We start from the raw sequence: 11,791 nt of genomic DNA on the forward strand, positions 1-11,791 counted from the left end.
AGCAGGTCTCGCGCGGAGCCCGACGAAGCAAACTTACCGCGCCGTTCGCGGCCGGTCGGACAAAGCGTTCCAGGTCGGCGTCGTCTGGCTAGAATCGCCGGCATGACCGCGCCTTTCGCACCGCCTCCGTCGCGCCCTGTGATCGCCGTCGTGGTCGCGATGCTGGCGGTCGCGGTCGCGATTCCGTTCGCGCGGCGAGACGACTGGTCGGGATGGGTCGCGTTCGTGACGCTGATCGCGGCGAATGCGGTCCTGTGGGGCCTGCTGACCTGGGGATTGATCCGCCGCTGGCGAGAGCCGCCCGCGTCAGAATGAAGGTTCAGCGCTTCGTCGTAGGCATTACCGAAAAACTTCAGACTGGCGATCGATGAGCGGAACGAAACGGATTCTGGTGACGGGCGGCGCGGGCTTTCTCGGTTCGCACCTGTGCGAGCGGCTCGTCGCCGAAGGGCACGACGTCATCTGCGTCGATAATTTTTTCACCAGCCAGAAGGGAAACGTCGCCCACCTGCTGGGGAAGCCGAACTTCGACCTGATCCGGCACGACGTCATCCACCCGCTCTGGCTGGAAGTCGACCAGATCTACAACCTCGCCTGTCCCGCGGCGCCCGGTCATTACCAGTTCAACCCGATCAAGACGATCAAAACGTCCGTGATGGGGGCGATCAACGTCCTGGGCATGGCGAAGCGCTGCCGGGCGCGCGTGTTTCAGGCCTCGACCAGCGAGGTCTACGGCGACCCGGAGGTCCATCCCCAGCCGGAATCCTACCGCGGAAGCGTCAACCCGATCGGCCCCCGGGCCTGTTACGACGAGGGGAAGCGCGCGGCGGAAACGCTGTTCATGGACTACCACCGCATGAACGGCGTGAATATCCGGATCGTCCGGATCTTCAACACGTACGGTCCGCGGATGCATCCTTACGACGGGCGCGTCGTTTCGAACTTCATCCGCCAGGCCCTGCAGGGCGATCCGATCACGATTTACGGCGACGGCTCCCAGACGCGATCGTTCTGCTATCGCGACGATCTGGTCGACGGCTTCCTGCGGATGATGAACGGGCCGGACGACTTCATCGGGCCGGTGAACCTCGGCAACCCGGGCGAGTTCACGATCCTGGAACTGGCCGAGCTCGTGATCGAACTGACGGGCTCGAAGAGCGAACTGGTCTATCAGCCGCCCGTCCCGGACGATCCCTCCCGGCGACGCCCGATCATCGACCTCGCGAAGGAAAAACTCGGCTGGGAACCGAAGACGCCGCTGCGCGAGGGCCTCGCGCAGACGATCGACTGGTTCAAGTCGATCAAGCTCTCCGACTATCGCCCCCCCACGCCGAATTACTGACCCGTCTCGTTCGGAACAGCCTGGGCAGCGTCAGGCGGGCGCTGCGTCGTCGTCTTTCCCGGCTGCCTCGCTCGCCAGCGCATCGGGGTTGCGGCTGGTGGGGTCCGAGGATTCTTTCGCCGACAGGATCGTCTGCGGCGACTCGTCCTGCGCGGTTGACAGCAGGGCGAGGATCGCGTCGCCCGCCGCCGGCTTGCGAACGACGTCCGGCGTGTAGATCTGCAGTTCGCCGTTCTTCTTCAGAAGAAACAGCGGAACGGCGCGGTCGGCGTACTTCTCGGTCCACTCGGCGAACGTGAATTCGTTCGACAGCCTCGTGGTCTTGAAGACGGCGCCCTTCTCCCGCAGCTCCTCGATCCGCGAGAACGTCAGGTTGGGCGAAAACAGAAATCGCCCGCGCTGCGTGGAAGGAACCTTTTCCTGGCGACCTTCCGAGCGACCGACGTCGAACGGAAGCTGGTAGGTCTGCTCTCGCCCGAAGTATTCCACGAAGCGCAGGCAGGCGAGCGAGTTGACTTCGTCGTTGCGGGTGATCGCGATCAGACGGCCGATTTCCGCCAGATCGATCTCTTCGTGGGCGTGTTCCGAGAGGACGCTTCCGTGATAGGTCGACAGGCCGCTGAGCCTGGCGGCGTTGATGTTCGTGCGACTGGAGTCCACCACCAGGACGGGGCACCCCTGTTCCTTCAGGGCCTTGGCCAGTTCGAGCCCCCATTCGTGGGCGCCGAGCAGCAGCACGCCCTTCGCGCTTCCCCCCGTGACGCCGAGACGCTTCGCGAGTCGCCCGGCCGTGAGCCCGTAGACGGCGACCGTCCCGATGATCACGACGAACGTCGCCGGCGCCAGGCGACGGGCTTTGTCCGCGATCTCTTCGGTGACCGGCGTGTGCCCCGCTCCGCGATCGGGGGAAAGGGGTTCCGCCGAACCGTCATCCCGCGCCACGACGGCGGGCGGGTTCTCGACGGCGAGCCCCGGCTCGGGATTGTGTCCCTGTAGTTTCAGCGCAAGCGCCGAAGCGACCGCCGCGGCGACGACCCCGCGCGGCGCCATCCACGACAGGAACAGCTTCTCCCGCAGTTTCAGATCCGAACCGAACGTCGACGCGAAGATGCAGGCAGGGCGCACGATCAGGATCGCGAAGACGAGGAAGGCGAGCGCCGGGAGCGCGGCGTCGGCCAGATCCTGGAGCGCGAGCCGCGCCGCGAGCATCACGAACAGGGCCCCGATCAGGAGATCGCGCAGCGCCTCCTTGAATTCGACGATGTGCTTGATGACGACCTGCTTCTGATTGGCGAGCAGGATGCCCATGCAGGTCACGGCGAGCAGGCCCGACTCCGCCTGAATCAGGTTGGCGCCGGCGTGGACCGAGAGCACGATCGCGAGCGCGAAGGAGCTATGCAGGCTGTCCGGGACGAGGTAGTTCTTCAGCGCGATCACGGCGACGAACGCCCCCAGCGCTCCGAGCACGATTCCTGCCAGCAACGTCAGAACCACGACGCTCGCGATGCGCGCGGCCGGCTGATCGAACCACGAGAGGCCGAACATGGCCTCGAACAGCAGGACCGTCAGCGACGCCCCGATCGGGTCGATGACGATGCTCTCCCACTTCAGGAGGGCGCCCACGCGTCGGTCGGGACGGATATGCCGCAGCAGGGGCCCGATCACCGTCGGCCCCGTCACGACGAGGTTCGCCCCGAAGAGCGCCGCGAGCGACCAGGGGACGGCGAGCAGGTAGTGCGCGCCGATCGTGCATCCGATCCAGGTGACGATCGCGCCGACCGACAGCAGCCGAAAGACGAGCCAGCCGTAACGCTCGAACTCTCGAAATTGCAGCGTCAGGCTGCCTTCGAAGAGAATGACCGCGACGGAGGCGGAGACGATCGGCTGAAACGACGGCCCGAAGAGTTCGTCGGGGTAGAACAGCCGGGCGCCGAACGCCCCCAGGATCGGACCGGCCAGCAGTCCGAACGACAGCAGAAGCAGGATCGACGGGAGCTTCAGCCGCCACGCGATCCACTGCGCCGCGACCGCCAGGAGAATGATTCCGACGAGCTGAACGAGTTCGAGATGCTCCAAGCGACGGGTCCTGCGCGATCGGTAACGGCTGGGAGCGAGAGGGGTAGAGAGTCAGTTTGTGGTCTGTCATCTTCTCCTCCGGGCGCCACTGGCTCCGCCAGCGCTTCCGGAGGCCGGATCGCTCGTGTTGGACGACCATTCAAGCTTCGGCACTGGCGGAGCCAGTGGCACCCGAAACTCTTCGATCAACCCAAAAAGAGACCGATCGATGAACCACTGGCGTGGGCGGTCGTCACCTTCCGTCGATTACTCGGCCTTCGCCGCGGCGAGTTCCTTCCTGAGCGATTCGACGACTTTCTCCGAAAGCGCCTTCGATCCGTCGTCGGTGAAGTGAACGTTCGCCGGACGCTGGATCTTCTCGAGACGCTCGGCAGCGAACGCGAACAGATCGTCGACCGCCGCGCCGTGCTTCTCCGCCAGTTCCTTCGCGACGGCGTTGAACTTCGGCACGTCGGACGGAGCACGGTAGGGCCTCACCTTCCCTTCGGGAACGGGGGTCGTCGTCGCGACGATCAGCTTGGCGCCGGTCGCCTGGCACTTGGCGAGGATGGCGTCGTACTGCTTGCGATACGTTTCCAGGTCGACCTGATGCGGGTCGTTGGGGTCGTCGGTATTGGTCTTCGTGCCCGGCTTCACGTGCTTCAGGTCGTGCAGACCGAAGTTGACGTGGATCACGTCCCAGTCGCCTCCTTCGCGGGCGAGCCAGTCGTCGATCTTCGCGACGCCGTTCGTCGTGTCGGCGCAGTTCTCGTGCGAGCCGTCGGCCTTGAGCGGACGGTAGACGAACGCCTCGCCCTGGAGCGTCTCCTGCACGAACGGCGTGTAGCCGATCGAAATCGAATCGCCCAGGATCAGGATCCGGGGCTGATCGGAGGGAGCGGTTTTCGCGGGCGGCTCTTCCGCGAACAGAACCGGCGCGGCGACCGCCATCGCGAACAGGAACGCCGGCAGCGAGCGACGGCGGAGAACCTTGGCAGGGATCATGGCACTTCCTTCATTCGGCGGGTTCGTAGGTCGCTTCGAAGATATCTGGCTTGCAGGCGTAATGCTCCCCCTGCACGCCGGTGATGATCCAGTCGCCCGGCGTCACCTCGTGCTTCGACTTCGTGCTTTCGAGCGTGTGGATCGCGAAGCCGGTAGGGCTCGTCGGATCGACTTCCACGGCCGGGTGATCCCCCAGACGGAAGAACTGGACCGCCTCGATCACGACGGGCTTTTTGCGGAACTTGGGCATGGCGTGGATGATTAGCGAGCCCGTTTCGCGGGCGGGGTCGGGCGGAATTCCGGGTTTTCGCGAGGCAGTTTCGCGCCGGCGTCAGCGAGGATCTGCGAGAGCTTCGCGTCGAGTCGGCTGACGTCGTCGGGACGGTCTTGAGCCAGGTCGTTCTCTTCGGAGGGGTCGCCCGCCAGATCGAACAGTTCGAACGTCGGCCCTTCGTACCGCTTGATCAACTTCAGGTCGCCGTCGCGAAGGATGCTATAGGGGGCGACGTCCTGCTGGCGGTAGTGCGGAAAATGCCAGACCAGGGGACGTGCCGAAATCGGAGTCCGTCCGCCCGTCTTCGCGAAATCGAGCAGCGAGACGCCGTCGAGGGGTCGATCCTCCGGCGCGGCCACGTCGCAGGCTTCGAGAATCGTGAGCGGAAGGTCCATGCTGATGGCCGGCGTCGCGGACTCCTGCACGGGGACGGTTCCCGGCCAGTTCACGATCAGCGGAACGCGAATTCCCCCTTCGTACGGATAGCCCTTGCCCGATCGCAACGGGGAGTTGTTCGTCGGGCCGAGCAGGCCGCCGTTGTCGGACGTGAAGATCACCAGCGTCGACTCGCGCAGGTTCAGTCGATCGAGCGTCTCGATCAGGCGCCCCGCGGCCCGATCGACGCTGGCGACCATCGCTGCGTAGGCGGCGTTCGTCTGCACCGCGTCCGGCATGCCGGCGATCTTCGCCTTCCAGCGATCCGCCTCCTCAGGCGGCGCCTGAATCGGCGTGTGAACGCAGTAATGCCACAGCGTCAGAAAGAACGGCGAGGGTTCGCCTCCGTCGGCGTCGCTCGCGTGTCGTTCGATGAAGCTGACCGCCTCGTCGGCTTCGCGATCGGTCAGGTACTGACCCGGCTGCTTCGACGGCAGCGTCGGAATGCCGTCGGGATGCTTCTGATCGGTATAGGGATCGAAGTAGCTGGGGGGCTGGCCGTAGTCGCAGCCGCCGAAGTTCTCGTCGTAGCCCTGTGTGGTGGGAAACCAGGCCTCGTCGCCGAGGTGCCACTTGCCTATATGGCCCGTCCGGTAGCCGGCTGCGCGAAGGAGTTCCGCGACGGTGACCTCCTCGTGCTCCATCCAGTAAGGATTGGGCGGACAGAGCAGACGATTCTTCGGACCGCCGACGTATTCGGTCGGGTTGGCGTCGGGCGTTCCCAGGCCGCCTCGCTGCGGCGCCGGGCGAATCCAGTCGGTGACGCCCGTCCTCGCCGGCATCCTCCCCGTCAGCATCGCCGCCCGCGTGGGGGAGCAGACCGCGCACGCAGCGTACGCCTGAGTAAACCGCAGCCCTTCCGCGGCCAGCGAATCGATGTGGGGCGTCTCGTAGACGACGCTTCCCTGGCATCCGAGATCGGCCCACCCGAGGTCGTCGACGACGATCAGGATGACGTTGGGTCGTTTCGGCTCGCTCTCGGCGGCCGCCGACGTCGCGGCGCCGATCGAACCAGCGAGGAGGACGGCGAGCAAGAGAGGAACCGCATGCCGCTTCTTGCTTGTCAGTCCGAATCGGGCGTTTCCGGCACGGCTGGACAAGCCAGCCGTGGCACACAGGTCGTCACCGATTCGGACCATTGAACCATCCTCGCGCGGAATCAGGAGAAGAACCGGTCGCTTGCATCGGCCGCCGGCGGAGGTCATTTTATTCGCCGGCGACCTGCGGGGGGCTTCTGCCGAGGACTCCCGTCGCCTTCCCTCCCACGCGGAACGAGAATCTCATGAAAACGACGCTGCTGGTCGCCGCCGCTCTGCTCGCCGGCGCGGCTGCCTCGACCGATCTCGCGAAAGCGGAAGAAACCGCCGCGCCGCAGATTTCGACCCTCGCCGGTTCGGGCAAACCTTCGACGCCGTCCACTCCGGAGCGGGCGCCGCTGCTGAAATTCGACGTCGACAACCCCTTCGGCATCGAGCCTTACTCGCCCGGCGTTTACTACGCCTGCGAATTCGGCGGCCACCGGATCCTCAAACTCGACCTGAACGAGGGCTTCGTCGAAGTCGTCGGCGGAACGGGCGAACCTGGCCTCTCGGGCGACGGCGGATCAGCCCTTGAAGCGACGTTCAACCAGCCGCACGAGATCCGTCGCGACGAGGCGGGCGCGCTCTACATCTCTGACACGTTCAACCACGTCGTCCGGAAGCTCGATCCGCAGACCGGCATCGTCACCACCATCGCCGGCACGGGCGAACCGAACTTCTCCGGCGACGGCGGACCGGCGACCGAGGCGACGATGCGGCAACCCATCAGCATCGCGCTCGACGGCGAGGGCGGCCTCTACGTCGCCGACATCGGCAACCATCGCATTCGCCGGGTCGACCTGGCGACGGGCGTCATCTCCACGATCGCCGGGACGGGGGAGAAGAAGTTGCCGACGCATGGTGGCCCCGCGAAGGACAACTCCGTCGTCGGACCGCGGTCGCTCTTCTGCCAGGACGGACTTCTGTATGTCGTGCTTCGCGAGGGGAACAGCGTCTACAGTCTCGACCTCGCAACCGATCGCTGGAACCATCTGGCCGGCAGCGGGAAGAAGGGTTACTCGGGCGACGGCGGCCATCCGCTCGAAGCGACGTTCGACGGGCCGAAGGGAATCGCCGTCGGCAAAACGAGATCGAACGGAGAGCCGGGCAAGATTTACGTCGTCGATACGGAGAACCACGCGATCCGCGTTCTCGACCAGAACGCGAACAGGGTTTCGACGCTTGCCGGAAAGGGCCCCAAGCAGGGGACGTTCGGCGGCGACGGCGGCCCCGCGAGCGCCGCGACGCTCAAACGCCCCCACGGCATCTGCCTGACGCCCGAGGGCGACGTCCTCGTCGGCGACAGCGAGAATCACCGCTTCCGGAAGATCGATCTGCCGTAGGCGCACGCGCGCCTCTTCCTGAGCGGGGGGTGAAAACCCCCGCGGACTTTCGTGGCGCGATCGATCCGACTTTCGGCGAGCGGAGGGTGTGAGCCCCCCGTGGTACAGGAACTCGAGCGAAGTTCGGAAGACTCGGAGGGCTCACACCCTCCCCTCGCCGAATACGTGCCGCTCAGAAGGGATTTTCGATCTCGACGCGGCTTGTAACTCCGCGTAACCTCCCCGGCGAATCCTCGCATCCATCCGTCGTTCCGGACTCCGTCATGTTCCAGGCACTGCTCGCTCACGCCACTTCGACCGAATGGAGCGCGATCGGAATCGCGTTCGCCGCGGGAACCGTCTGCGGCGCGCTCGCGACGGGCGGTCTGGCGGTCGGCGCCAGGTTCTTCCGTCGCTGATCGGTCGCACCGTCGCGTTCGCGTTCTCTGCCGCTCCCCGGGAAAGGAATCCCGCTCATGCACGTCCTCCGCTCCGACTGTCAGGTCGCCTCGCTTCTCCCTGTTCCTTCGCTTCGCCAGGGAGCAGCCGCGGCGTCGGTCGTGCTGGCGCTGGCCTTCGCCGCCCCGGTCGTCGCGATCGACTTCCGCGTCCAGACGAAGATTTACGTCCAGAACGAAGAGAAGGCGGTTAGCGAGACGACCACCGTCTTCAAGCAGGGCCTCGTCTACGATTTCCCCGCCGGGCCCGAGGCTGCCTGGACCATCATGGACCCGTATCAGAAGCGGTTCGTCCTGATGCGGGCGGATAAGAAGCAACGAGCGAACGTCTCGTTCGACGAATTGATCGAACTGGTCGACAGCTATCGGAAGATGGGGATCGAGGATGGCAAGACCGCCGTCTTCGACCCGAAGCTCGCCGAATCGCTGGAAGAGGAGACGAATCGCCTCGTCCTGCAGAACGAAGCGATGAAGTATCGGGTCAAGGCGTTGCAGCCGACGGATCCCGCCGTGCCCGATCTCTATCGCTCGTTCGGCGACTGGTTCAGCCGGCTGAACGTTCGCTACGCCGGATCCTATCCGCCATTCGGGCGCCTGAATCTGAACGAAGCGATGCAGAAGCGGGGACTGATTCCGTCCGAGATCGAATGGACGGTCCTGCCGCAGGGGCGGATGCTGGAAACTCGCACGCTCCGCTCGACGCACGAGTACCAGTGGACGCTCTCCACGAACGACGTGAAGAAGGTCGAACTGGCCCAAAGGCAGCTCGTCGAGTTCCAACAGGTGGAGTTCCGCGAACTGATGGGCGAAGGCGAAGTCGCCGAGGCGAAGTCCGGCGAAGCGAAGCGGTAGGGTTATTCTGAGCGGAGAGCGTCAACCCTTCGAGCGCTGCTCCGCTGCAACGACGGGAACTCGGAGGGCTTACGCCCTCCGCTCAGGGTTGGAACGGGCGGTCGCGCCCGTTTACGATGGCGAAGGTTCGCGGAGCCGCACAGGCGCCGCGCCCTCTTCTTTCCCGCCATCGCGAGTCCCGCCATGACGTTCTCTTCCTGGTCCTGGAATTCCCGGACGCTTCCCGCGCGCGCTGCGCTGCTTGGCGTCCTTCTGCTGTGCGGCAGCGCTGCCGCGCAAAGCGGCGGCGGACCGAAGATCGAGCTCAAGCCGTCGGACGGCGGCGTCGACGTCCTGCTCGACGGCGAACTCTTCACGCGCTACGTGGAGAACTCGAAGTCGAAGCCGATCCTCTACCCCGTCATCGGACCCAGCGACGCGCGCATGACGCGCAGCTGGCCGGTGGAAGAGGCTCTTCCCGGCGAGAAGACCGACCATCCCCATCACCGGTCGTTCTGGTTCGACCACGGCGACGTCAACGGCGTCAGCTACTGGATGGAGGAGGGAACCTACGGCACGATTCGCCATGCCGATTATGTCACCGTCGGCGGCGACGACGGGAACCTGCTGACGGTCGATACCGAGTGGGTCGATCCCGACGGGAAGGTGGTCGTCAAGGATCGCCGCTGGCACAAGTTCGGCGCGAAGGAGGGCCTGCGGTGGATCGACTTCCGGGTCGAAGTCGAAGCGGTCGCAGACGAGGTCACCTTCGGCGACACCAAGGAGGGCTCGTTCGGCGTTCGCGTCGCCGAGGACATGAAGGTCGACGCCAAGAAGGGGGGCGAGATCTTGAACGCGAACGGCGAAAAAGACGGCGAAGCCTGGGCCAAGGCAGCGCCCTGGGTCGACTATCGCGGCCCGGTCGGCGACCAGCAGGCCGGCATCCTGATCATGAACGCGCCGGAAAGCTTCCGTTACCCGACGCACTGGCACGTCCGCACGTACGGCCTGTTCGCCGCCAATCCGTTCGGCATCCACGACTTCACGAAGGCGGAAGCCGGCGCCGGCGATCACGAGATGAAGAAGGGCGAGACCTTCACCCTGCAATATCGCGTCGTGCTCCACGACGGAACGCTCTCGCCCGAGAAGCTGGCCGAACTGTTCGAGCAGTTCGCGAAAGAGTCGGCGAACCTGTTCTAGCCCGGCGTTCGATCTCGAATCCGAGCGTATCTTGCAGTTCGCCCGTCTCCACGGGTGGCCCCGATTGCTGTGCAATCGGGGTCGCCGAAGGCGACAAGAGGATTCGACCCGCCGACGGAAGAACGCGACCGATCCTGAACGAGGTCCGGCCGCCCTCCTCTCGCGGCTGACGCCGCCCCGATTGCAAGCAATCGCGGCCACCCAGCGAATTGACTTACGTGCGAATCGCGAACGCGAAGCCTGCTCTAACCGAGCGGGCTTTTTTCGTTTCCTCGATGCCGTGCAGAGCGGGATCGCGGCTCCCGACCGGCAAGCTGGACAATCTAGGAAAAACGCGTCATGGAACAGGGCGTCCCATCCGAATTTTTCCTCTCTTAACAAAGCGAACCCAGTCGCCCCATCTTACCGATACGGTAGGTGTCAGCAGGCCGTTCATCTTTGCCTGCTTTGTTCATCTTGCCTTCCGTCCCGGTTAATCATGAAATCCAACGTCGCCCGGATGCCCAGCCTTCGCGACCTTCGGAAATACGTCAACGAGACCCTTTGCCAGCTAAGCGACTTCGAACCGGGCGCCTTCCGCTTCACCGAACGGATGCTGGTTCGAGGCGAGCGTCCCTGCGGAATGATCTACTGCGTCCACGGTCCCCGAAACTGCAAGCTGACCGCGATCTGGGAAACCGAACGCAACCAGGTGTTGTTCTACGGCTCCGCGGGCGAACGTCTGGGTCGCACGACCATCGACGAAGCGCCCTCGCTGAAGCCTGAATCGGTCGCCGCTCCTGCCGCCCGATTCGCCCGGCCCCGCCTCGCGGCGATGGCCTGATCCCGCTTACGACCGCTACGCGAAGAACGAACCGGGCGCTTCCGGTTCGTTCGACCTTCAAGAAATAACAACGTTCATTCGAAGTGTCGTTCGACAAGGAGGTGGAACATGCTCGTGTTGTCCCGCAAAGAACGTGAACGGATTCGGCTCGGAGATTCGATCGTGGTGACGATCGTCCGCGTCTCCGGCGATAAGGTCCGGCTGGGGATCGAAGCGCCTCCCGGCCTGCTGATCCTGCGCGAAGAACTGGGCATCGCTGACGAGCGAGCGCCGGTGAGAGACGCGGCGGTCGCCGCGCAGGGTTAGCGCCAGCCTCGGGTTTCCTCGAAGGCCGCTTCGCCGCAGGGATGCGACGACGACCGGCGACGAGGAACGACAGGCTGAAGGAAAGACTGCCGACGGCCCGAACGCGCGGGGGCCGTCGGCAGAGCGGGCAAGCAGTACGGGCCGAACGCCTACGGCTCGCGGAACTCGACCAGAGTTCCCCGCAGGTCGCGACGCAGCTCCGACCAGTTCTCGATCGGCAGATCGATCCGCACGAACCCGCACGTCGGCAGATCCAGATTTTTGCCGAGCAGCCTGGAAGCCAGCTCTTCGAGCCCCGGGTTGTGTCCGATCAGCAGGACCTCCCCCGCTTCGCCCGTCTCCCCGACCGCGGCCAGCAGGTCTTCGACCTCCGCCAGGTAGAGCGCCTTCATCCGCTCGCCGGGCAGCGACCTTCCGAGTCCCGCCTGAAGCAGATCGTACGTCTCCAGCGTGCGTGCCGCCGTCGATACGTACGTCACGTCGGGCGCGAATCCCTCGCCCGCCCAGCGGCAGAAATCGGCCACCTGCTCGCGACCCCGCGGAGCGAGCGTGCGATCGAAGTCCGACTTCGTCGAACCGTGCGGCGCGGCCTTGGCGTGACGGAGAATCGATAGCCGCTTCATAGTACGCTCGTCGATCCAGCGATCTGTCGAAGTAACGG

At 65.1% G+C, this 11,791-nt stretch carries 13 protein-coding genes; 8 read left to right on the forward strand and 5 right to left on the reverse strand.

The window, feature by feature from the left end:
• The first annotated feature begins 102 nt into the window (after positions 1-102).
• On the forward strand, positions 103-315 hold the full coding sequence (locus tag SH602x_RS08645; protein ID WP_479476403.1) for a hypothetical protein: 213 nt from the start codon (positions 103-105) through the stop codon (positions 313-315).
• A 52-nt stretch (positions 316-367) separates the two neighbouring features.
• A complete protein-coding gene (locus tag SH602x_RS08650; protein ID WP_479476404.1) occupies positions 368-1,342 on the forward strand; it encodes a UDP-glucuronic acid decarboxylase family protein in 975 nt (324 codons plus the stop codon).
• A 30-nt stretch (positions 1,343-1,372) separates the two neighbouring features.
• Here the strand turns inward: SH602x_RS08650 and SH602x_RS08655 are convergent, their stop codons facing one another.
• The 4 genes from SH602x_RS08655 to SH602x_RS08670 form a co-directional block, all read right to left on the reverse strand.
• Positions 1,373-3,418 (reverse strand): cation:proton antiporter, encoded by a 2,046-nt coding sequence (locus SH602x_RS08655; protein WP_479476405.1) that lies wholly within the window; start codon positions 3,416-3,418, stop codon positions 1,373-1,375.
• A 246-nt stretch (positions 3,419-3,664) separates the two neighbouring features.
• Positions 3,665-4,402 (reverse strand): SGNH/GDSL hydrolase family protein, encoded by a 738-nt coding sequence (locus SH602x_RS08660; RefSeq protein WP_479476406.1) that lies wholly within the window; start codon positions 4,400-4,402, stop codon positions 3,665-3,667.
• A 10-nt stretch (positions 4,403-4,412) separates the two neighbouring features.
• Positions 4,413-4,652, reverse strand: a complete 240-nt coding sequence (locus SH602x_RS08665; RefSeq protein ID WP_479469011.1) for a hypothetical protein — start codon at positions 4,650-4,652, stop codon at positions 4,413-4,415.
• An 11-nt stretch (positions 4,653-4,663) separates the two neighbouring features.
• Positions 4,664-6,145, reverse strand: coding sequence for a sulfatase (locus SH602x_RS08670; protein WP_479476407.1), 1,482 nt, complete (start codon positions 6,143-6,145; stop codon positions 4,664-4,666).
• Between the two features lie 248 nt (positions 6,146-6,393).
• Between SH602x_RS08670 and SH602x_RS08675 the strand changes: the two genes are divergently transcribed.
• The 6 genes from SH602x_RS08675 (at position 6,394) to SH602x_RS08700 (ending at position 11,130) form a co-directional block, all read left to right on the forward strand.
• Positions 6,394-7,533, forward strand: coding sequence for an NHL domain-containing protein (locus SH602x_RS08675; protein WP_479476408.1), 1,140 nt, complete (start codon positions 6,394-6,396; stop codon positions 7,531-7,533).
• Positions 7,534-7,796: 263 nt separating this feature from the next.
• Positions 7,797-7,931, forward strand: a complete 135-nt coding sequence (locus SH602x_RS08680) for a hypothetical protein (RefSeq protein WP_479469014.1) — start codon at positions 7,797-7,799, stop codon at positions 7,929-7,931.
• Between the two features lie 57 nt (positions 7,932-7,988).
• Positions 7,989-8,822, forward strand: coding sequence for a hypothetical protein (locus tag SH602x_RS08685; RefSeq protein ID WP_479476409.1), 834 nt, complete (start codon positions 7,989-7,991; stop codon positions 8,820-8,822).
• 183 nt (positions 8,823-9,005) lie between these two features.
• The gene (locus SH602x_RS08690) at positions 9,006-10,001 is read left to right on the forward strand and encodes a DUF6807 domain-containing protein (RefSeq protein ID WP_479476410.1); all 996 of its coding nucleotides are present in this window, start codon (positions 9,006-9,008) and stop codon (positions 9,999-10,001) included.
• A gap of 478 nt (positions 10,002-10,479) precedes the next feature.
• The gene (locus SH602x_RS08695) at positions 10,480-10,824 is read left to right on the forward strand and encodes a hypothetical protein (protein WP_479469017.1); all 345 of its coding nucleotides are present in this window, start codon (positions 10,480-10,482) and stop codon (positions 10,822-10,824) included.
• A 108-nt stretch (positions 10,825-10,932) separates the two neighbouring features.
• A complete protein-coding gene (locus tag SH602x_RS08700) occupies positions 10,933-11,130 on the forward strand; it encodes a carbon storage regulator (protein WP_479469018.1) in 198 nt (65 codons plus the stop codon).
• A 149-nt stretch (positions 11,131-11,279) separates the two neighbouring features.
• Here the strand turns inward: SH602x_RS08700 and SH602x_RS08705 are convergent, their stop codons facing one another.
• Positions 11,280-11,753: a SixA phosphatase family protein gene (locus SH602x_RS08705; RefSeq protein WP_479476411.1), complete on the reverse strand. Its 474-nt coding sequence runs from the start codon at positions 11,751-11,753 to the stop codon at positions 11,280-11,282.
• Positions 11,754-11,791: the final 38 nt, after the last annotated feature.

This window comes from Lignipirellula cremea, assembly GCF_056501455.1.